Below are 19,959 nucleotides of genomic sequence, written 5' to 3' on the forward strand. Positions count from 1 at the left end.
GCTCGGGTATTTTGGAGTTAGCCGGCAACTCCGAAGGTTGCCGGCTGAAACCATTTCCTCTCTCGGCACGGACAAGCCCCCTCTCCCTTCAGGGCGGGGCGCGCAGCCGAGGGCTGGGGAGAGGGTGCTCCAAAGCCCAGCACCTAAAGTCCCCGGCAAGCGCCATTCGCGAGCAAGCTCGCTCCTACGCGGCATCAGCCATGGCGTACCCCTGTAGGAGCGGGCCCTGCCCGCGATATCGCGCGCAGGGCGCGCTCCTACACCACCACACACCGTAGGATGGGTATCGCTCAGCTCTCCAGCCACTCCTTCGGCACTTCCACCTTGAGCATCAGCTGGCACTGCTGGCTCTCCGGATCGAACACGATCACCGCCTCGCCGCGCCTGAGCGCGTGGCGGGCCCGTTCGACGCGGGTGGCCAGGGGCGTGTCGTCGCCGTTGTCGGTGCCTTCGCGGGTGACGAAGTCTTCCAGCAGGTTGTTGAGGGTCTCGGCTTCGAGCAGGTCGTAGGGAATCAGCATGGGCGGGCACTCGGCGGAACTGGCGGCGATTCTAGTCGCGCGCCGGCCCGCCGGCGAGTGCGGAACGCCTCAGTGGTGCCCCTTTTCATCGTCCTTGCTGTTGTCCAGCAGTTCGCCCACCGGTTGCACGTGGGTGGTGCTCTCCATGTGCACCGGGTGTTCCAGCTGCTTGCTGAAGCGCTCGATGGCGCCTTCCTTGGGCTCGGCGTCGCTGTCGAACACCGGCGGGCTGAGCAGGTAGGCGCAAAGCAGGCGCGCCAGGTTGGCCAGGCTGTCGATGTGGGTGCGCTCGTAGCCGTGGGTGGCGTCGCAGCCGAAGGCCAGCAGCGCGGTGCGGATGTCGTGGCCGGCCTCGATCGCCGACTGCGCGTCGCTGTGGTAGTAGCGGAACAGGTCGCGGCGCACTGCCACCTCGTGGCGCTCGGCCAGGCGCAGCAGGTGCCGCGAGAGGTGGTAGTCGTAGGGCCCGCCGGAATCCTGCAGGGCCACGCTCACCGCATGCTCGCTGGAGTTCTGCCCCTCGGCCACCGGGGCGATGTCGATGCCGACGAATTCGCTCACGTCCCAGGGCAGGGCGCCGGCCGCGCCGGAGCCGATCTCCTCGGTGATGGTGAACAGCGGGTGGCAGTCGATCGGCGGCTCCTGGCCGCTTTCGACGATAGCCTTGAGCGCCGCCAGCAGCGCCGCCACGCCGGCCTTGTCGTCCAGGTGGCGGGCGCTGATGTGGCCGCTGTCGGTGAACTCCGGCAGCGGGTCGAAGGCCACGAAGTCGCCGATGGACACACCCAGCGAGGCGCTGTCGGCCGGGCTCACGGTGTAGGCGTCCAGGCGCAGCTCGACGTGGTCCCAGCTGATCGGCAGGCTGTCCACCGCGGTGTTGAAGGCGTGCCCCGAGGCCATCAGCGGCAGCACGCTGCCGCGCAGCACGCCGTTGTCGCAGAACACGGTGACGCGGCTGCCCTCGGCGAAGCGGCTCGACCAGCAGCCCACCGGGGCCAGGGCCAGGCGGCCGTTGGGCTTGATCTCGCGGACGATGGCGCCGATGGTGTCCAGGTGCGCCGAGACCGCGCGGTCCGGGCTGTTGCGGCGGCCGGCGAGGGTCGCGCGGATGGTCCCGCGGCGGGTCATCTCGAAGGGGATGCCGATCTCCTCCAGGCGCTCGGCGACGTAGCGCACGATGGTGTCGGTGAAGCCGGTGGGGCTGGGGATGGCGAGCATCTCCAGCAGCACCCGCTGCAGGTAGTTGAGGTCCGGTTGCGGCAGTCGGCTCATGCGGGCACCTCGCGGTCCAGGGGTTCGCGGCTGAGCGGGAAGAGCAGGTCGAGGAAGCGTTCGGCGGTGGGCTGCGGCTCGTGGTTGGCCAGGCCCGGGCGCTCGTTGGCTTCGATGATCACGTAGTCCTCGCCCTCCACGTCGGGCACCAGCAGGTCGAGCCCGGTGACCGGGATTTCCAGCGCCCGCGCGGCGCGGATGGCGGCCTCGCTCAGGGCCGGGTGGAGCTTGTCGGTGACGTCTTCCAGGGTGCCGCCGGTGTGCAGGTTGGCGGTGCCGCGCACGGCCAGGCGGCGGCCTTCGGGCAGCACGTCGTCGTAGCCGAAGCCGGCGGCCTGCAGGGTGCGCTCGGTCTCGCCGTCCTGGGGGATGCGGCTTTCGCCGCCGGTGGCGGCCTGGCGCCGGCGGCTCTGCGCCTCGATCAGCTGGCGGATGCTGTGGCGGCCGTCGCCGATCACCGTGGCCGGGTGGCGCACCGCGGCGGCCACCACCTCGTAGCCGATCACCAGCACGCGCAGGTCCTGGCCGGGGTGGTAGCTCTCCAGCAGCACGCGGCCGTCGAACTGGCGGGCGTGTTCGATGGCGGCCTCGACCTCTTCGCTGTTCGTCAGGTTCACCGCCACGCCCTGGCCCTGCTCGCCGTCCACCGGCTTGACCACCAGCGCGCCGTGCTCGGCGAGGAAGGCGGCGTTGTCCGCGGCGCTGGCGGCCAGGCGCTGCTGCGGCTGCTTCAGCCCGGCGCGTTCCAGCGCCCGGTGGGTCAGGCGCTTGTCCTGGCAGAGGGTCATGCTCACCGCGCTGGTCAGGTCGCACAGCGACTCGCGGCAGCGGATGCGCCGGCCGCCTTGGGTCAGGCTGAAGATGCCGGCCTCGGCGTCCTGCACCTGCACCTCGATGCCGCGGCGATGGGCCTCGTCGACGATGATCCGGGCGTAGGGGTTCAGGCCCTGCTCGGGGCCGGGACCGAGGAACAGCGGCTGGTTGATGCCGTTCTTGCGCTTGATGGCGAAGGTCGCCAGCTCGCGGAAGCCCAGCTTGCGGTACAGCGCCTTCGCCTGCTTGTTGCTGTGCAGCACCGAGAGGTCGAGGTAGGCCAGTTCGCGGCTCATGAAGTGCTCGATCAGGTGGCGCACCAGCGCCTCGCCGACGCCGGGCCGGCTGCATTGCGGGTCCACCGCCAGGCACCAGAGGCTGGAGCCGCCTTCGGGGTCGTGGAAGGCCTTGGCGTGGTTCAGGCCCATGACCGCGCCGACCGCATTGCCGGTCTCGCTGTCCTCGGCCAGCCAGTAGGTGGGCCCGCCCTGGTAGTGCGGGGTGAGCCGCTGCGCGTCCACCGGCAGCATGCCGCGGGCCAGGTACAGGCGGTTGACCGCCGCCCAGTCGTCCTCGCCGTGTACCCGGCGGATGCGGAAGCCGCGGAACGAGCGGCGCGCCGGGCGGTAGTCGGTGAACCACAGGCGCAGGGTGTCGGAGGGGTCGAGGAACAGCTGCTGCGGCGCATGGGCCAGCACCTGCTGCGGCGCCGCCACGTAGAGGGCGATGTCGCGCTCGCCGGGGCGCTCGTTGAGCAGCTCGCCGGCCAGCGCGTCGGGTTCGGCGAAGGTGTGCCCGATCAGCAGCCGGCCCCAGCCGCAGTGCAGGCTGTGGGGCTCGCAGCCGGGCCGCTCGTGGTCCTCGGCGAAGCGCGCCTGCAGGCGCTGGTAGGTCGGCACCTGGCCGCGCAGCAGGCGCTGGTTGTGCGGATGGGGCAGGTTGAAATGGCTTTTCATGGTTCGCTCCCTGGAGGGCGGGCCGCCGGTATGGTGCCGGCGGCCCGCGCTGCTGGCTGGGTCAGAGTCCCTGTTCGGTCAGCCAGAGGTTGAGGGCGGCCAGCTGCCAGAGCTTGGAGCCGCGCAACGGGGTGAGGTCGTCCTGCGGGCTGCCGAGCAGGCGGTCGATCTGCGCCGGCTCGAACAGGCCGCGGTCCTGGCTCGGGTCCAGCAGCAGTTCGCTGACCCAGGCCCGGGTGTTGCCCTGCAGGTGCTTGAGGCCCGGCACCGGGAAGTAGCCCTTGGGCCGGTCGATCACCTCGGCCGGGATCACCCGCCGCGCCGCGGCCTTGAGCACCTGCTTGCCGCCGTCGCCGAGCTTGAAGCGCGCCGGGATGCGCGCCGAGAGTTCGGCCAGGCGGTAGTCGAGGAACGGCACGCGGGCCTCCAGGCCCCAGGCCATGGTCATGTTGTCGACGCGCTTGACCGGGTCGTCCACCAGCATGATGGTGCTGTCCAGGCGCAGCGCCTTGTCCACCGCGTCGCTGGCGCCGGGCATGGCGAAGTGCTCGGCGACGAAGGCCTGGGCTACGTCCTCCACGCGCATGGCCGGACGCACCGTGGCCTCGTACTCGCCGTGGCTGCGGTCGAAGAAGGCCGCGCGGTAGGCGTGCAGCGGCGAGGCGGCGTCGACCATGGGCGGGTACCAGTGGTAGCCGGCGAAGAGTTCGTCGGCGCCCTGGCCGCTCTGCACCACCTTGCAGTGCTTCGACACCTCGCGGGCGAGCAGGTAGAAGGCGATGCAGTCGTGGCTGACCATGGGTTCGCTCATGGCGCGGAAGGCCGCCGGCAGCTGCTCGATCACCTCGTTCTCGCCGATGCGCAGCTGGTGGTGGCGCGTGCCGTAGCGGCGGGCGATGAGGTCGGAGTAGCGGAACTCGTCGCCGCGCTCGCCGCCGGCATCCTCGAAGCCGATGGAGAAGGTCAGCAGGTCGTCCACCCCGGCCTCGTGCAGCAGGCCGACCAGCAGGCTGGAGTCCACCCCGCCGGAGAGCAGCACGCCCACCTCGCGGGCGGCGCGCTGGCGGATGGCCACGGCCTCGCGCAGGCTGTCCAGCACGCGGTCTTCCCAGTCCTCCAGGCGCAGTTCGCGCTCGTCCTCGCGGCAGCCGTAGTCCAGGCGCCACCAGCAGTGCTGCTCGCTGCGGCCGTCGGCGTCGATGCTCATCCAGGTCGCTGGCGGCAGCTTGCGCACGCCGTTGAGAATGGTGCGCGGCGCGGGCACCACGGCGTGGAAGTTCAGGTAGAGGTTGAGCGCCTCGGCGTCCAGGCTGGTGTCGACGCCGCCGCCCTGCAGCAGCGCCGGTAGGCTGGAGGCGAAGCGCAGGCGCTTGTCGTCCCGGGCCAGGTACAGCGGCTTGATGCCCAGGCGGTCGCGGGCGATGAACAGCCGGCGGGCGTCGCGCTCCCAGATGGCGAAGGCGAACATGCCATTGAGCTTGGGCAACAGCTCCTTGCCCCAGGCGTGGTACCCCTTGAGCAGCACCTCGGTGTCGCCGCCGGAGAAGAAGCGGTAGCCGAGGGCTTCCAGCTCCTTGCGCAGCTCGGGGTAGTTGTAGATGGCGCCGTTGAACACCAGGGACAGGCCCAGGGTGGTGTCGATCATCGGCTGGCCGGAGGCTTCGGCCAGGTCCATGATCTTCAGCCGGCGGTGGCCGAGGGCCACTGGCCCTTCGCTGTGGAAGCCCCAGGCGTCGGGTCCGCGGGGGGCGAGATGGTGGGTGATGCGTTCGACCGCCGCGAGGTCGGCCGGTTGATTGTCGAAGCGTAGTTCTCCTGCTAAGCCGCACATTTTCCTTACCGGTTCTCCGTTGGGGATGAATGGGGTTCAGGCCGGGGCCCTTTTTTGTGTTAACAGAAAGACTCTTTCATGTGAAAGTAGTTCTATGATTTTTTTATGAATTACTGCGGTTTTTGAACGGACGATTGATTATGGTTGAAAGGAAAAATGCCTTGGAGGATGCCTATGCGCTGTCCATGTTCCAGGCCCTGCGGCGGCTGCAGCAGGGCAGCGAGGTGCACGCCAAGCGCCTGAGCCGCTTCGGCGGGCTGACGCCGCTGCAGTTGCTGATCCTGCAGGTGATGCTGGTGGAGCGGGAGATCACCGCCAGCCGCCTGGCCAAGCGCGTGAGCCTGTCCCAGGCTTCGCTGTCCGGGGTGCTCGACCGTCTGGAAAGCCGTGGCCTGCTGGCGCGCCGGCGTGATGAGCAGGACAGGCGCAAGCAGTGGTTGCTGCTGGAGGACGCCGGCCGCGATGCGCTGCTGTCGGCGCCGCCGCTGTTGCCGGAGTATGTGCTGGCGCGCTTCGCCGAATTGCCCGAGTGGGAGCGGCATGCGGTGCTGGCGGGGTTGTTGCGGGCGGCGGAGTTGTTCGAGTTGCCGGAGGAGGAGGAAGAGGAGTGATGGGGCCACGCAATGCCAATCGCGGTACGACCGTGCCTCAGCGTAGGGCGAATAACCGTTCGCGGTTATCCGCCGATGCACCGAAGCCACAGCCCACGCCAAGGTCAACCCAGACGCCGCCGGGAACCAAGGCCAAACGGCGGATAACGCCGTAGGCATTATGCGCCCTACGATTTTCTGATGGGTATCGCTTCGCTCGACACCATCCTACGGGGTGGTTTGCCGGCCACGCCGGACGCCCCGGTGACAATCCGTTCAGCCTTCAGCCTTCAGCCTTCAGCCTTCAGCCTTCTTCTGCCCCCGCACCAACTCGCGCAGGAAGAACCGGTTGGGATGGCAGGCCTCGGCCACGGCGCGGGGCAGGGGTAGCGGTTCGTCGTCCAGCCAGGCTGCCAGCAGTTCGCCGGACAGCGGCGCGCTGATCAGCCCGCGGGAGCCGTGGGCGCTGTTCAGGTACAGGCCGTCGAGCCAGGGGCAGGGCGCTTCGGGCACCTGGCGGGCGTCCTTGGCCAGCACGGCGTAGGCCTCGGCGAAGGCTTCGCGCGCGGCCAGCGGGCCGATCAGCGGCAGGTAGTCCGGGGTGGTGCAACGGAACGCGGCGCGGCCTTCGAGGGCTGCCGGGTCCTGGGGGCCCAGGCGCTGCAGCAGGTCCGGGGAGATTTCCCGCAGCAGTTCGAGGTTGCCCAGGTGTTCGGCGACGGTGGGCTGCAGGTCGTCGCTGTGAAAGTCGAAGCTGGCGCCCAGGGTGTGCTCGCCCAGGCGCGGCGGGGCGACGTAGCCCTCGGCGCAGACCACGGTACGCAGCGCCGCGCTGGCGTCGGTGGCCGGAAGGCGGCTGATCTGCCCGCGGATGCGCTTGAGCGGCAGGCTGGCCGCGCCGGGGAAGGCGCGTACCTCGGCCGCGGTGGCCAGGACTGCCACCGGCGCCGAGGCCAGGCGCTGCTCGCCGTCGAGGGCATGCCACTGCCCGCCGTCGCGCTCCAGGCGCACCTCGTGGCCGCTCAGCAGCTCGATGTTCGGGTGTTCGGCCAGGGCCCGGCACAGTGCCGGCGGATGCGCCCAGCCGGCTTCGGGGAAGAACAATCCGCCGGCGGGCAGGGCGACACCGGCGCGGGCCTCGGCGTCTTCCTTCGACAAGGCTTGCAGCAGGTCCTCGGGGAAGGCTTCGGCCAGCTTCGCCTGGCGCTTGCCCTCGGCTTCGTCGAAGGCCAACTGCAGCACGCCGCAGGCGTCCCAGTCGCGGCCGCGCTGCAGGCGTTCCAGCAGCCGGCGGGTATGGCCGAAGCCGGCCACCACCAGGCGCGACAGCGCCGTGCCGTGGGCCGAGAGCTTGAGGTAGAGCACGCCCTGGGGATTGCCCGAGGCCTCCGCGGCCAGTTCGCCATGGCGTTCCACCAGGCTCACCTTCCAGCCGCGCACAGCCAGGCTGGCGGCGGTGGCGCAGCCGGCCAGGCCGCCGCCGACGACCAGCGCGCGGCGCTCGCCCACGGGCGCCGGCGGGCGCGCATACCAGGGCTTGGCGGCGCCCTGCGGCTGGCCCTGGAACTCGCCCACCAGCATCTCGCGCTTCTGCCCGAAGCCCTTGACCCGCTGCATGGCGAAACCGGCGGCGATCAGCCCGCGGCGGACGAAGCCGGCGCTGGTGAAGGTGGCCAGCGTCGCGCCGGGGGCTGCCAGCCGCGCCAGCTCGGCGAACAGCGGCTCGGTCCACATCTCCGGGTTCTTCGCCGGCGAGAAGCCGTCGAGGAACCAGGCGTCGATGCGTGCGTCCAGCTCCGGCAGGGTTTCCAGCACGTCGCCCACCAGCAGGGTGAGCACTACCCGGCCACCGTCGAACAGCAGGCGCTGGAAGCCGGGGTGGATGGCCTGGTACTGCGCCAGCAACTGCTCGCTCCAGGGCCGCAGTTCGTCCCACAGGGCCAGGGCGCGCGCCAGGTCGTCGCGGCGCAGCGGGTACTTCTCCACGCTGACGAAGTGCAGGCGCGCATCCGCCGGGGCCAGGGCTTGGAACTGGCGCCAGGCGCAGAGGAAGTTCAGGCCGGTGCCGAAGCCGGTCTCGCCGATGCACAGGCGCCCGCCCGCCGGCAGTGCGGCGAAGCGTCGCGGCAGCTGGTTGCCGTCGAGGAACACGTGGTGGGTTTCCGCCAGGCCCGAGGCGCGGGAGAAGTACACGTCGCCGTAGGCGCGCGACAGGGGCTGGCCGTTTTCGTCCCAGTCGAGCTGGGCGCTGTGGTGGTCGGGCATGGGGCTACCGGCAGGAAAGCGAAGCGCGCATTTTAGCCGATCCCCCGCGCAGACAGCCTGCGTCACATCCGCTACCTTCAATGCAACCCGCAGTCAGGAGGCAGTGCATGTTCGAGTCCGCCGAGATCGGCCATTCCATCGACAAGGAAACCTACGAAAGGGAAGTCATAGAGCTGCGCGAAGCCTTGCTGGAGGCCCAGTACGAGCTCAAGCGGCAGGCGCGGTTCCCGGTGATCATCCTGATCAACGGCATCGAGGGGGCCGGCAAGGGCGAGACGGTCAAGCTGCTCAACGAGTGGATGGACCCGCGGCTGATCCAGGTGGACAGCTTCCTCTGGCCCACCGACGAGGAGCTCGCGCGACCGCCGCAGTGGCGCTTCTGGCGGCGCCTGCCGCCCAAGGGGCGCACGGCGATCTTCTTCGGCAACTGGTACAGCCAGATGCTCCACGCGCGGGTCAACGGCGACATCAAGAGCAGCCGCCTGGACGTGGCCATCGACGCCGCCGAGCGTTTCGAGCGCATGCTCTGCGACGAGGGCGCGTTGATCTTCAAGTTCTGGTTCCACCTGTCCAAGAAGCAGCTCAAGGAGCGCCTGAAGACACTGGAGAAGGACCCCCAGCGCTCCTGGCAGCTGAGCGAGATCGACTGGCTGCAGAGCGAGGTCTACGACAAGTTCGTGCGCTACGGCGAGCGCGTGCTGCGCCGCACCAGCCGCGACTACGCGCCCTGGTACATAGTCGAAGGCGCGGACGAGCGCTACCGCAGCCTGACCGTCGGCCGCACCATCCTCGAAGGCCTGCAGGCGGCGCTCGACGTCAAGGACCGGCCGCGCCGGCAGCCCCATGCCGCGCCGCTGGTGGCCAGCCTGGACAACCGCGGCCTGCTCGACAGCCTCGACCTGAGCCTGGCGCTGAGCAAGGACCAGTACAAGACGCAACTGGCCCGGGAGCAGGCGCGCCTGGCCACGCTGATCCGCGACAAGCGCTTCCGCCAGCATTCGCTGCTGGCCGTGTTCGAGGGCAACGACGCCGCCGGCAAGGGCGGCGCCATCCGCCGCGTCACCGACGCCCTGGACCCGCGCCAGTACCACATCGTGCCCATCGCCGCGCCCACCGAGGAGGAGCGCGCCCAGCCCTACCTGTGGCGCTTCTGGCGGCACATGCCGGCGCGCCGGCAGTTCACCATCTTCGACCGTTCCTGGTACGGCCGGGTGCTGGTGGAGCGCGTCGAGGGCTTCTGCCCGCCGGCCGACTGGCTGCGCGCCTACTCGGAGATCAACGACTTCGAGGAGCAACTGGTGGAGTTCGGCATAGTGGTGGTGAAGTTCTGGCTGGCCATCGACAAGGACACCCAGTACGAGCGCTTCAAGGAGCGCGAGAGCATTCCCTTCAAGCGCTACAAGATCACCGAGGAAGACTGGCGCAACCGCGACAAGTGGGACCAGTACGTCGACGCGGTGGGCGACATGGTGGATCGCACCAGCACCGAGATCGCGCCCTGGACCCTGGTCGAGGCCAACGACAAGCGCTTCGCCCGGGTCAAGGTGCTGCGCACGCTCAACGATGCGCTGGAGGCAGCGTTCGACAAGGACAAGTGAAGGAGACGGCGATGGTCTACGTGCAGCGCGATGAGAACGGCCGCCTGGTGCGGGTCGAACGCGAACCCTTCGCCGGCGGCCAGGGCGCCCCGGCCGACGACCCCGAGGTGCTGGCCTGGATGAGCGGCGCCCTGGACGCGCGCCTGCAATCCCTGCAGCGCTCGGACCTGGAACTGGTGCGGGTGATCGAGGACCTGGTGGGCGTGCTGGTGGGCCGCGGCCTGATCCGCTACACCGACCTGCCCGAGGCGGCCCGGCGCAAGCTGGAGGACCGCGCTACTACCCGCGCGGGGCTGGATGGGTTGGGGGCTTTGGTGGAGGAGGAGGATGAGCGGTTGTTATGAGGGTGGTGAATCCAATCGCGGACAGAGTCTCCTACAGCATGAACGAGCATGGCTTTTCGTAGGATGGTGTTGAGCGAAGCGATACCCATCACCACAAACGACGCAGCGGAATTTCCAGCGAACATCCGTTCGCGAGCAAGCTCGCTCCTACGAAGAGCAGGATTTCCAGAGAAACATCCAAGCGCACCGGAACGCCCCTTCAGAAGGCCGAGCGAAACCCGCGCTCAGGAGTCATGCGACATGGAAGCCCCCTTGATCCCCATCTCCCGCAACACCCGCAGTTCCCCCTCGCTCTCCACCATCTCCGCGATCAGCGGCAGGTCGATGCTGTTGGTGGCGCGGAACACCGCCTCGATGAACAGGCGCTTGGCCTGGTTCTGGTCGATGGCGCGGATGTAGCTGCCGTCGAGCTTCAGGTAGGCCAGGCCCCAATGGCAGCGGAAGCGACTGCAAAAGATGCAGTGCTCGTATGGTCTTGCGAGCCGCGTTCCGAGCGTTACGTCATGTATGAGATGAAGCTTCTGACATAGTGCGGAAGGTTCGAAAAGCTATTCGCCACCAACCACTGCTTGCGATGTCGCCAGGATTCCTCCAGGGAGACTCCGGCAATTCGATGTTCACTGATGGCTGTGCTGGCAATGCTGCGGGGCACAATGGAGACACCTACGTTTTCCTCGACCAGTTGAAGCAGCGTGGGGAAGTTCTGCACGTTCACCCGGGCATTGATGCGTTTCCCCAGTTTTCCCGCCAGCTTGGAGAGGAACAGGAAGTTGCTGCTGCGGCGATCCAGGCAGATGAAGTCGGAATCCAGTGCGGTGGCAAGGCTGACCTGCTGTGCGTTGGCCAGGGGGTGGAAAACCGCAGTGATCAATATCAGTTCATCCTGCCCATATGGCTTGGATTCGAGCGCCATCACATCGACCTCGCCTGCCAGCAGGCCTATGTCTGCCGTATTTTCCGTAACGGCAAGAACGATGTCTTCGCTCAGCCGCTCCTCCAGTTCCACATTGATATTGGGATGTGCGACCAGATAGCGGCTAAGTGGCGCGGTCAGACCGGCCAGGCAACTGCTATTGGCGACAATTCGTATTTGCCCTCTGATGTTATTGGAGAAGCGCGACAGGTCACCTTCCATATGCTGGACCGACGTGAGGATGCCACGCACATGGTCCAGGAATACGCGCCCGGCTGGCGTTAGCGCCATGCCCTTGGCGCTTCTCAAGAACAATGTGGTTCCCAGGGCCTGCTCCAGATTCTTGAGCCGGTAGCTGGCCGACGGTGCGGAGAGGAAGCGGCTGGATGCTCCGATCGAGAGGCTTTCCGATTCGGCAATGGCGAGAAACAGTCGTAGATCGGTCAACTCGTATCGCATGGGCACCTCGGGGTTTGCATTGAGTCGTCGGTAGGGGGCGCCTGGCCGAATATATCCTCACCACCATCGGAAGTTTCGGCAAGTCTGTTTTTTAAGTCTGAGCATACCCTTCCAATATCCCGATCACCCCCTTCGAATATTTCAACTGTTTTCCAGTCCGGCAGACCTCTAGTCTGATTATGTCGTTATGGCCGTACCGACCTTGAGATGTTTCTATTTCAAAAATAATAGGGCTACGATACATGCATTCTTCCCCTGATCTTCCCTGCGCGAGTCATCGGATCTGTGCGCAACGCTATTTCGAGGATTTCGAAATAGGCGAGCGTTTCATTCTTCCGTCCCGAACGATGACCGATGCGCTTTTCGCGGCCTTTCAATTGGCCAGCGGCGATAATCATCCGGTTCATTACGATATCGAATACTGCCGGGCGCACGGTATGCCGAATATGCTGGCGCACGGGTTCCAGGTCGCGATCCAGACGGCCGCCGGTGCGGGGCTGTTTCCGCACATGGTGGAAGATTCGCTGAAGGCATTCCTGGGGCAAAGCAGCGAGTTTCTCAAGCCGGTGTATGTGGGAGACACGCTCTACAGTTCACTGGAAATTATCGAACTGATTCCTGGCCGGACAACTGGTGTGCTGGAAATGGCCTCATGCATCGTCAATCAGCGAAGTGAGCAAGTATTGCGCGGCAGGCAGAGATATCTGCTTCGCAAGCGCGCGTAATCATACCGGAGCGGCGCTCTTTCCTGTGACATTAGAATAAGAACGGAGTCACTATGAGCCAGTTGGGAGTTTTATCGAAAAGCAATGTAGGAAGTGCTTCAGCGGACTTGGCGTCGGAAGCAGAAGAAGCACTACTGTACAGAAAGATTACCTGGAGACTGATCCCCTTTCTGCTGTTGGCCTACGTCATCTGTTATATCGACCGGGCCAATGTCAGCTTCGCCTACCTGAGGTTCAAGGATGATATCGGACTGTCCGACGCCGCTTATGGCCTGGGGGCCGGAATCTTTTATCTTGGATACATAGTCTTCGAGCTTCCAAGCAATATTCTGCTGGAAAAGCTGGGTGCCCGAACCACCTTGATGAGGATCATGGTGCTTTGGGGGCTGGTTTCGGCCGGAACGGCCTTCGTGAGTTCTCCCGAGCAATTCTATATCGCGCGTATCCTGCTGGGCGCCGCTGAGGCCGGGTTCTTCCCGGGCTTGATCCTGTACCTGACCTACTGGTTCCCGGCCAACAGACGTGGGCGTGTCACCTCGTTGCTGATGCTGGGACTGTGCATAGCCGGGGTCATTGGCGGCCCTGTTTCCGGCGGCATACTGGATTTGTTCGAAGGCTCCACGGTCATGAAGTCCTGGCAGTGGATGTTCCTGCTCGAAGGCCTGCCCGCCGTCATTATCGGTTTCGTGGCGTTCTTCTACCTCAGCGATGGCCCGATGGACGCCAAATGGCTGAGCGAGGACGAAAAGCGACGGGTATTGGCCAACCTGGAACGGGACCAGCAAGGCAAGGTGCAACAGCATGGAGGCAAGGCCGTGCTGCTCAAGTTGCTCACCGACCCCAAGGTCTTCATCGCCTCGGTCGCCTACTTTTTCAGCCCCTGGGCGCTGAGTGTCCTCAATGTCTGGGGGCCCGCCATCATCAAGCAGTCCGGCGTCGAGAATGCGTTCGCCATCGGCCTGCTGACCATCGCCCCGAACCTGGCGGGAGCTATCGCCATGGTTTACGTGGGGCGCCGATCCGACCGGCATGGAGAAAGGCGCTGGCATTTCATGTTCAGCGTGGGCATCACCGCTATCGGTTCCCTGATGCTCGCGTCGATGCATGACAACTGGGTGGCAGCCACTGTTTTCCTGACGCTGGTGGGGATCGGTCAGTACGCCGCCTTCGTCGTGTTCTGGAGCATTCCTCCCAGCTATTTCTCCCGTACCACGGCTGCGGCGGGCATCGCGATCATCAGCAGCCTCGGGCAGGTTTCCGGTCTCTTGTCGTCCTGGATTCTCGGAATCCTCAAGGAGGCCACGGGCAGCATGGTGGTCGGCCTGTACCTGGTCACCGCCATCCAGATCCTGGCCGGACTGTTGATCGTCTTCGGGTTTCGCGAGCGAGTGCCTGCCGAAAAGCACACGGGCCACTGAGTCATTGCACAGGTGAGCAAAATGAATACTGCATTGGAAGGTATCCGCATTCTCGATCTTTCGAGGATTCTCGCTGGCCCCTGGTGTACCCAGAACCTTGCGGACCTGGGCGCCGATGTGATCAAGGTGGAAAGCCCATGGGGCGGGGACGACAGCAGGGACTGGGGGCCTCATTACCTTGAGGTGGCCGATGGCGAGGAGCGGCTGTCCGCCTATTTCCTCAGTTGCAACAGGGGCAAGCGTTCCATCGCCATCGATTTCTCCCGGCCCGAGGGGGCCGAGGTGGTCCGGCGACTGGCCAGGCAGGCCGACGTCGTGATCGAGAACTACAAGTCCGGATCGCTGGCCAGGCATGGCCTCGACTATGAAAGCCTGAGCGATGGCAATCCGGGCCTGATCTACGTGTCGATCACCGGTTTCGGCCAAACCGGGCCGATGGCGGGGCGCCCCGGATACGACTACATCTTCCAGGGTTTCGGCGGGCTCATGAGCTATACCGGGCATCCCGACGGGGAACCCGGAGCGGGGCCGTTGCGTACCGGCGCATCCATCATCGACCTGAGCACCGGAATGTACGCAACGGCCGCAGTCCTGGCGGCGTTGATCGAGCGGGCTCGCACCGGCAGCGGTCGGTACGTCGATCTCGCCCTCTCAGACGTTGCCATCGCCATCAATGCGAACCATAACCTTGGCTACCTGATCTCCGGGCGGGTGCCCGAGCGCATGGGGAACACCCATGCGAACCTGGCTCCCTACGAAGTATTCGCCTGCGCCGATGGCTATCTGATCCTGGCGATCGGCAATGATCAACAGTTCACCAGGTTCTGTGCTCTGGCGGGCGAGCCTGGTCTTGCCAGCGATGCCAGGTTCGCCAGCAACGAGCAGCGCCTGCGCAACAGACCGGCGTTGCGCGAGGCGGTCGCCGTGCTCCTGGCGAGGAAGACCCGCTCGGCCTGGAAGGAAGTTCTCGATGGCGCCGGTATTCCCTGGGGACCCATCAATACGTTGCAACAGGCATTCGATGATGTGCAGGCCAGGCATCGCCTCGTTCGCCAGACGCTTCGGCATCCCCGCGCAGGCGACATTCCCTGCGTCAGGAATCCGCTGCTGGCCGGGGACGTGAGTGCCGGAAGGGCACCGCCGATGCTTGGCGAGCACACCAGCGAAATACTCTCCGAACTGCGCTTCGACAAGGCACGGATCGACGCGCTGAAGAACGCTGGAATCGTTGCCGGCGATTGATGACCAGCAAAGGGAATCAGCCAATGAACCATCACGTCAGCCTCTCCATCGACTCGCGAGGCGTTGCAGTGCTCTGCATCAGGAATGCAGGCCCATTGAACATTCTCGGTACCGAAGTGGTAAGCGACGTACTTGCGGCCTTGAATGCCATCTCGTCGAACGAAGCCGTTCGGGTAGTGGTCTTGAGCACATCGGGTAGCAAGGCCTTCATCGGCGGCGCCGACATAAAGGAAATGGTGGATTTCGATGCGCAGGAGGGGAGGCGCTTCATTTCCTCCCTGCGCGACCTGTGCGTTGCCTTGAGGCAGTGCAGGGTTCCCGTGGTGGCGAGAATCCAGGGTTGGTGCCTGGGAGGAGGGCTCGAAGTCGCCGCGGCCTGCGACATACGGGTGGCCGCGGGCAATGCCCGCTTCGCCATGCCGGAGGTCAGGATGGGCATTCCTTCGGTGATCCATGCGGCTTTGCTGCCTGCGCTGATTGGCAGTGGGCGGGCGCGCTGGCTCATGCTGTCGGCGGAAGCGATCGACGCGCAGACGGCCCTGGCGTGGGGGCTGGTCACGGACCTGGCCGACGACGCCGAACTGGACCAGGCGGTGGAGCGTGTGCTGGAGCCCTTGCTGCAGATCCAGCCGGGGGCGATGGTTGCCCAGAAGTGTCTGCTGAATGACTGGGAGGAGTACGCGCTGGGCGATGCCATCGACTCCAGCATCCCGTGCTTCGGTGACGCCTTCGGCACCGGCGAGCCTAGTCGATCGATGCGCGAGTTCATTTCCAGGCGCCGTGGCTGAGTCGGGGCTGTCCGCCAACAGGTTCAGACGCCTGCCAGCCTGGCGCTCGGAGCTTCGATCCTGTGCGCCGTGGGCCACCTCCTGCACTGATTCAGGACGGTTGTCCGTCCCACGGCGCCGGCGCCCCGACCAACCGCCCCATCGCCCCCTTGATCCCCATCTCGCGCAACACCCGCAATTCCCCCTCGCTCTCCACCATCTCCGCGATCAGCGGCAGGTCGATGCTGTTGGTGGCGCGGAACACTGCCTCGATGAACAGGCGCTTGGCCTGGTCCTGGTCGATGGCGCGGATGTAGCTGCCGTCGAGCTTCAGGTAGGCCAGGCCCAGATGGGTGAGGTTGCCGATCAGGCTGAAGCGCCCGCCGAAGTGCTGCAGGCCGAGGCTGGCGCCGGTTTCGCGCACGGCCTGGCCGAGTTGTTCCAGTTCGGCCGGCGGCGGCAGGTAGCGCTCGTCCAGTTCCAGGGTCAGCAGGGCGGCCTGCTGCGGGTTGGCCTTGATGGCTTCGAGCAGTTGCCGCAGCTCCCGGGGCTCGCGCACGCTGGCGGCCGACAGGCTCAGCGCCACGGGCTCGGGGTGCTGGGCCAGATGGGCCAGGGCGTGTTCGAGCATGGCCCGGTCCAGGCGGGCCGCCCAGCCGAAGCGCTCCACCCAGGGCAGGAACTGTCCGGCGGCTACTGCCTGGCCCTGCGGGTCGAGCAGGCGCGCCAGCAGCTTCTGCTGCAGCAGGGCGCCGTCGGCGCAGGCGCGTACCGGCTGGAACCACAGTTGCAGCTGGCTCTTCTGCAGCGCGCTGTCGATCCAGGCGTGCCAGGCATGGCTGTCCTGGGCCGTCTGGCCATTGGATTCGTCGAGGCGTTGCCAGGGCCGTTCGGCATTGGCCTGGGCGCTGGCCAGGGCCTGGTCGGCGCGGGCCAGGACGCTGACCGCCGCTTCCCCCGGGCGGAACGCGGCCAGACCCAGGTGCGCCACCGGCTGGACGTCGCTGGCGCCGGTGCGCTGGAGGCTTTCCAACTGGTCGCTGAGGGCTTCGGCCAGGCGCTCGGCGCCGCTGCCGTCCAGCCCCGGGGCGAGCAGGGTGAACTCGCCGCCGCGGCTGCGCGCGGCCAGCCAGTCGGGCTTGCCGTGCTGGGCCTGGGCGCCCTGCAGCAGGCCGGCGACTTCGCGGATCAGCGCGTCGGTGCGCTGGCCGCCCAGGCGCTGGTTGAGCCCGGCCAGGTCGTTCAGGCGCAGCAGCAGCAGGTAGCCGGCGGCGCTCTGCTCGCCGGGGGTCAGCTGGGCTTCCAGGCGGGCGTCGAACAGGCGGCGGTTGGCCAGGCCGGAGAGGCTGTCCTGGTAGGCCTCCTCGCGCAGCTTCTCGCTGCGCGAGGCCTCCTCGGCGAACAGCGCCTTGAGCTTCTCGACCATCTGGTTCATCGCCTGCACCACCCGGCGCAGTTCCGGGGTGCGCGGCTCGCGGGGCAGGGTGAGGAATTCGCGGCGGGTGATGGCCCGGGCCTGTTGCACCATCTGGTCCAGCGGGCGTAGCTGGGTGCGCAGCAGCCAGCCGCCGAGGATCGCGCTGACCACTCCGCAACCGAGCAGCCAGGCCAGGCTGCCCAGGGCGCTGTCCCACAGCCGCGCCAGGGCGAACTGCGGGTGGCTGACCACCTCGACCCGCGCCGCCTGCTCCCAGCCGCGCATGATCAGGGCGTCGCCGCCTTCGGCCTTGAGGTTGACCAGGCGGGCGAACCAGCCGGGTACCTCGCCGTTGCCCGGGGCGGCCTTGCGTTCCACCAGCACCTGGCCGTCGGCGATGCGCACCACGCGGATGCTGGCGAAGTAGCCGCTGTCGAAGATCGAGCTGACCATCAGCTCGATCATCGCCGGGTCGTCGACGTGGGGCGTCAGCGACAGGCCCAGGGCGGTGGCGGCGTCCTGGGCGTGGGAGCGCAACTGGCTTATGAGCTGCTCGCGGGAACTCTCCAGGCTGGTGGCGAAGCTGCCGGCGAAGGCCACCACCAGGAACAGGCAGATGGCCAGGAAGAGTTGCTTGAGTAGCGACATGCATGCCTCCTAGCGCGTCTCGTCGAGGATCAGCCCCTCGCCGCGCATCTTGGTCAACAGGTCCTGCCAGCGCGACAGCTGCTTGCTGCTGCCGCTGCGCTTGCCGCCGCCGGGGCCGGGCAGCCACAGCCCCTCGGCGTTGAAGGCGTAGACCGGGAGCAGGTCCTGGCGCTGCGAGGCGGGGCGGATCTGCAGGATGAGGTTGTCGAGCACCAGCGGCTCGGCGTCGGGGCTGGCGTACCAGGTCAGCACCATGTGCGCCTGGTTCAGGCGGAGCGCCTTGACGTAGGTGATGCGCAGTTTGTCGCTGGGGATGCCGAGCTGGCGCAGGGTGACGTACTTGGCGATGGCGTAGTCCTCGCAGTCGCCGGCGCCCTTGTACAGGGCCTCGACGGGCGTCGCCCAGTAGTCCTCCTGGCCCCACACGCTGCGGTCGTCGCGGAACGCCAGGCTGGCGTTGAAGAAGTCGTTGGCGGCCTTGAGCTTGCCGGCCTCGTCCTGGCCCCGGGCGCTTTGCAGCAGCTCGCCCCAGTCGCGGATGCGCTGGCGCGCCGGGCCCAGGTCGCCCCAGCGTTGCTCGGCGCTGCGCAGGATGGCGTCGAAGTCCCACTGCGCCTGGATGCCCAGGGCCAGGACGAGGAGCAGCGCCAGGCCGGCCCGGAGGTGGGGCAGGCAGACGAACAGCCGACGGGCTCCTCGCAATGGCTGCATCGCCAGTGCTCCAGGGGGGATGTGGCAAGTCTAGGCGCTGTTCGCCGGCTGTCGATGCCGCCTCAGAGACGGCGGGTCTTCACCTTCAGCAGGATGTACAGGCTGACCAGCACCGCGCTGGCGAGCATGAACACCCGGGCCCAGAGGTGCGGGACCAGGTAGCAGGAGAAGCCGATGCTGATCCACATCAGCCCCACGGTGTAGAGCTTGCCCTTGAGCGGGATGCCGTTGCCTTCCAGGTAGTCGCCGATCCAGGGGCCCAGCCTGGGGTGGCTCACCAGCCAGTCGTAGAAGCGCTGCGAACTGCGCATGAAGCAGGCCGCGGCGAGCAGCAGGAAGGGCGTGGTGGGCAGCAGCGGCAGGAAGATCCCGGCCACGCCGAGCGCCACGCTGAGCCAGCCGACGGCCAGCAGCAGGTAGCGCACCCAGGCGTGACGGCTATGGCGGATTTCCCGCGTTGCCATAGGCGCCGGATCAGTGTTGGCGGGGCTTGAGCAGCGCCGGCTTCTCTTCCGGGGCCTGGCAGAGCAGGAACAGGTTGGTCAGCAGCTCGGGGATCTGCGCGACCATGTCGTCCACCAGGTGGCGGTCGCGGGCGATCTCGTCGAACTCCGGCTGCTCGTCGAACAGCCCGGAACCGACCATGATCGGCAGCAGCAGCTCGCTGACTTCTTCCTCGGCCTGCTCGAACCACACGGCTTCGCGCAGGAACACGCCTTCCATGAAGCCGATGCACCAGCCGCGGATATCGGAATCGTCCGGCTCGTCGCCCAGGTAGGGCTCGCAGGGCAGCTCCAGCTCCTCGTCGCCGGCCAGTTGGCGGGTGATGTGCGCCTTGAGCAGCAGCAGGGAGCCCTCGATTTCCTCGCGCTCGGCGTCGCTGCGGTAGTGCGGCGGCTCGGCGAAGAGCGCGTCGATCCACTCGCGGTCGGGCACCTGGTCGGGGCAGATCGCCAAGGCGGTCAGGTAGCCGTGGGCCGCGACATAGTCCAAGGCTTCCTCGTGCAGGTCGTCGGCATCGAGAAAGGCTTGCAGGCGGGCCAGTTGGTCGGCGAAGGACATCGGTTACTACCTCGGCGGGGATGCGGGCCTGAATTGTAGTCTTTCCGCGGCCCGCGGGCCAGCCACGGGGCTTGGTGGCCGGCGTGGGGTTCTGCTTTTCGTGGGAGCGAGCTTGCTCGCGAACGGAGTTCCCCGGTTGCAACGGAGCCTTGGATTGACTCCGTTCCCTCTCCCCAGCCCTCTCCCTGAAGGGAGAGGGGGCTAGTCCGTGCCGAGAGGTGGTGTGGTTTCATCCTGATGGCGCGGAGTAGCCGGCTAACGCCGAAACATCAGCGCGCTCCGAACGGTCCCCTCTCCCTTCAGGGAGAGGGTTAGGGAGAGGGCGCTCTTCAGGACTCGCACCGACCCCACCCGGCAGAACGCCATTCGCGAACCTCCTGAGCGGGGGGTTCGTTCGGCCTTCTGAA

The 19,959-nt window shown here is 66.9% G+C and carries 17 protein-coding genes and 1 pseudogene; 7 read left to right on the plus strand and 11 right to left on the minus strand.

Going from position 1 to position 19,959, the window contains the following annotated elements; all coding sequences use genetic code 11:
- Positions 1–290 precede the first annotated feature (290 nt).
- The 4 genes from IG194_RS23240 to IG194_RS23255 all read right to left on the minus strand — a co-directional run bounded on the left by IG194_RS23240 (position 291) and on the right by IG194_RS23255 (position 5,393).
- Positions 291–521 carry a YheU family protein gene (locus tag IG194_RS23240; RefSeq protein ID WP_043315660.1) on the minus strand — a complete coding sequence of 77 codons (231 nt, stop codon included), beginning with the start codon at positions 519–521 and terminating at the stop codon, positions 291–293.
- A 69-nt stretch (positions 522–590) separates the two neighbouring features.
- Positions 591–1,793, minus strand: a complete 1,203-nt coding sequence (locus IG194_RS23245) for an osmoprotectant NAGGN system M42 family peptidase (protein WP_058488868.1) — start codon at positions 1,791–1,793, stop codon at positions 591–593.
- On the minus strand, positions 1,790–3,562 hold the full coding sequence (ngg, locus tag IG194_RS23250) for an N-acetylglutaminylglutamine synthetase (RefSeq protein ID WP_009620475.1): 1,773 nt from the start codon (positions 3,560–3,562) through the stop codon (positions 1,790–1,792). Before ngg ends, IG194_RS23245 begins: the two co-directional genes overlap by 4 nt.
- A 61-nt stretch (positions 3,563–3,623) precedes the next feature.
- Entirely contained in the window at positions 3,624–5,393 is a 1,770-nt protein-coding gene (locus tag IG194_RS23255; RefSeq protein WP_058488869.1) for an N-acetylglutaminylglutamine amidotransferase, read from the minus strand.
- A 140-nt stretch (positions 5,394–5,533) separates the two neighbouring features.
- Between IG194_RS23255 and IG194_RS23260 the strand changes: the two genes are divergently transcribed.
- Positions 5,534–6,004: a MarR family winged helix-turn-helix transcriptional regulator gene (locus IG194_RS23260; protein WP_043300126.1), complete on the plus strand. Its 471-nt coding sequence runs from the start codon at positions 5,534–5,536 to the stop codon at positions 6,002–6,004.
- Positions 6,005–6,280: 276 nt separating this feature from the next.
- On the opposite strand, the gene mnmC is transcribed toward IG194_RS23260, so the two are convergent.
- On the minus strand, positions 6,281–8,248 hold the full coding sequence (gene mnmC, locus IG194_RS23265; protein WP_058488870.1) for a bifunctional tRNA (5-methylaminomethyl-2-thiouridine)(34)-methyltransferase MnmD/FAD-dependent 5-carboxymethylaminomethyl-2-thiouridine(34) oxidoreductase MnmC: 1,968 nt from the start codon (positions 8,246–8,248) through the stop codon (positions 6,281–6,283).
- A gap of 107 nt (positions 8,249–8,355) precedes the next feature.
- Here mnmC and pap point away from each other — a divergent pair, with 107 nt between their 5' ends.
- Positions 8,356–9,846, plus strand: coding sequence for a polyphosphate:AMP phosphotransferase (gene pap / locus IG194_RS23270; protein ID WP_009620467.1), 1,491 nt, complete (start codon positions 8,356–8,358; stop codon positions 9,844–9,846).
- Positions 9,847–9,857: 11 nt separating this feature from the next.
- The gene (locus IG194_RS23275) at positions 9,858–10,190 is read left to right on the plus strand and encodes a hypothetical protein (protein ID WP_058488871.1); all 333 of its coding nucleotides are present in this window, start codon (positions 9,858–9,860) and stop codon (positions 10,188–10,190) included.
- Positions 10,191–10,414: 224 nt separating this feature from the next.
- Here the strand turns inward: IG194_RS23275 and IG194_RS33175 are convergent.
- Positions 10,415–10,624, minus strand: a pseudogene (locus IG194_RS33175) (EAL domain-containing protein); the annotation flags it as partial.
- 62 nt (positions 10,625–10,686) lie between these two features.
- Positions 10,687–11,562 (minus strand): LysR family transcriptional regulator, encoded by an 876-nt coding sequence (locus IG194_RS23285; protein WP_058072880.1) that lies wholly within the window; start codon positions 11,560–11,562, stop codon positions 10,687–10,689.
- 242 nt (positions 11,563–11,804) lie between these two features.
- Between IG194_RS23285 and IG194_RS23290 the strand changes: the two genes are divergently transcribed.
- From IG194_RS23290 to IG194_RS23305, 4 genes are read left to right on the plus strand one after another with little or no spacing between them, the layout of a single operon-like run.
- Positions 11,805–12,287, plus strand: coding sequence for a MaoC family dehydratase (locus IG194_RS23290; RefSeq protein ID WP_058072879.1), 483 nt, complete (start codon positions 11,805–11,807; stop codon positions 12,285–12,287).
- A 53-nt stretch (positions 12,288–12,340) separates the two neighbouring features.
- Positions 12,341–13,705 (plus strand): MFS transporter, encoded by a 1,365-nt coding sequence (locus tag IG194_RS23295; RefSeq protein ID WP_064987663.1) that lies wholly within the window; start codon positions 12,341–12,343, stop codon positions 13,703–13,705.
- 21 nt (positions 13,706–13,726) lie between these two features.
- Positions 13,727–14,947 (plus strand): CaiB/BaiF CoA transferase family protein, encoded by a 1,221-nt coding sequence (locus IG194_RS23300; RefSeq protein ID WP_064987664.1) that lies wholly within the window; start codon positions 13,727–13,729, stop codon positions 14,945–14,947.
- A gap of 23 nt (positions 14,948–14,970) precedes the next feature.
- Positions 14,971–15,735, plus strand: coding sequence for an enoyl-CoA hydratase (locus IG194_RS23305; protein ID WP_141679838.1), 765 nt, complete (start codon positions 14,971–14,973; stop codon positions 15,733–15,735).
- A gap of 91 nt (positions 15,736–15,826) precedes the next feature.
- On the opposite strand, the gene lapD is transcribed toward IG194_RS23305, so the two are convergent.
- The 4 genes from lapD to IG194_RS23325 all read right to left on the minus strand — a co-directional run bounded on the left by lapD (position 15,827) and on the right by IG194_RS23325 (position 19,552).
- Entirely contained in the window at positions 15,827–17,779 is a 1,953-nt protein-coding gene (gene lapD / locus IG194_RS23310; RefSeq protein WP_058488874.1) for a cyclic di-GMP receptor LapD, read from the minus strand.
- Between the two features lie 9 nt (positions 17,780–17,788).
- On the minus strand, positions 17,789–18,490 hold the full coding sequence (lapG, locus tag IG194_RS23315; RefSeq protein WP_058488875.1) for a cysteine protease LapG: 702 nt from the start codon (positions 18,488–18,490) through the stop codon (positions 17,789–17,791).
- A gap of 62 nt (positions 18,491–18,552) precedes the next feature.
- Positions 18,553–18,954, minus strand: coding sequence for a YbaN family protein (locus tag IG194_RS23320; protein WP_009620458.1), 402 nt, complete (start codon positions 18,952–18,954; stop codon positions 18,553–18,555).
- Between the two features lie 10 nt (positions 18,955–18,964).
- Complete coding sequence (locus IG194_RS23325; protein WP_043271008.1) at positions 18,965–19,552, minus strand: YecA family protein; 588 nt, start codon at positions 19,550–19,552, stop codon at positions 18,965–18,967.
- Positions 19,553–19,959: the final 407 nt, after the last annotated feature.

Origin of the sequence: Pseudomonas sp. ADPe, assembly GCF_014843515.1 — a bacterium.
Classification (GTDB): Bacteria; Pseudomonadota; Gammaproteobacteria; order Pseudomonadales; family Pseudomonadaceae; genus Pseudomonas; species Pseudomonas citronellolis.

Coding starts and splice junctions, on each gene's coding strand:
- IG194_RS23240 (WP_043315660.1), bottom strand. CDS start 521: ATGCTGATTCCCTACGACCTGCTCGAAGCCGAGACCCTCAACAACCTG.
- IG194_RS23245 (WP_058488868.1), bottom strand. CDS start 1,793: ATGAGCCGACTGCCGCAACCGGACCTCAACTACCTGCAGCGGGTGCTG.
- ngg (WP_009620475.1), bottom strand. CDS start 3,562: ATGAAAAGCCATTTCAACCTGCCCCATCCGCACAACCAGCGCCTGCTG.
- IG194_RS23255 (WP_058488869.1), bottom strand. CDS start 5,393: ATGTGCGGCTTAGCAGGAGAACTACGCTTCGACAATCAACCGGCCGAC.
- IG194_RS23260 (WP_043300126.1), top strand. CDS start 5,534: ATGGTTGAAAGGAAAAATGCCTTGGAGGATGCCTATGCGCTGTCCATG.
- mnmC (WP_058488870.1), bottom strand. CDS start 8,248: ATGCCCGACCACCACAGCGCCCAGCTCGACTGGGACGAAAACGGCCAG.
- pap (WP_009620467.1), top strand. CDS start 8,356: ATGTTCGAGTCCGCCGAGATCGGCCATTCCATCGACAAGGAAACCTAC.
- IG194_RS23275 (WP_058488871.1), top strand. CDS start 9,858: ATGGTCTACGTGCAGCGCGATGAGAACGGCCGCCTGGTGCGGGTCGAA.
- IG194_RS23285 (WP_058072880.1), bottom strand. CDS start 11,562: ATGCGATACGAGTTGACCGATCTACGACTGTTTCTCGCCATTGCCGAA.
- IG194_RS23290 (WP_058072879.1), top strand. CDS start 11,805: ATGCATTCTTCCCCTGATCTTCCCTGCGCGAGTCATCGGATCTGTGCG.
- IG194_RS23295 (WP_064987663.1), top strand. CDS start 12,341: ATGAGCCAGTTGGGAGTTTTATCGAAAAGCAATGTAGGAAGTGCTTCA.
- IG194_RS23300 (WP_064987664.1), top strand. CDS start 13,727: ATGAATACTGCATTGGAAGGTATCCGCATTCTCGATCTTTCGAGGATT.
- IG194_RS23305 (WP_141679838.1), top strand. CDS start 14,971: ATGAACCATCACGTCAGCCTCTCCATCGACTCGCGAGGCGTTGCAGTG.
- lapD (WP_058488874.1), bottom strand. CDS start 17,779: ATGTCGCTACTCAAGCAACTCTTCCTGGCCATCTGCCTGTTCCTGGTG.
- lapG (WP_058488875.1), bottom strand. CDS start 18,490: ATGCAGCCATTGCGAGGAGCCCGTCGGCTGTTCGTCTGCCTGCCCCAC.
- IG194_RS23320 (WP_009620458.1), bottom strand. CDS start 18,954: ATGGCAACGCGGGAAATCCGCCATAGCCGTCACGCCTGGGTGCGCTAC.
- IG194_RS23325 (WP_043271008.1), bottom strand. CDS start 19,552: ATGTCCTTCGCCGACCAACTGGCCCGCCTGCAAGCCTTTCTCGATGCC.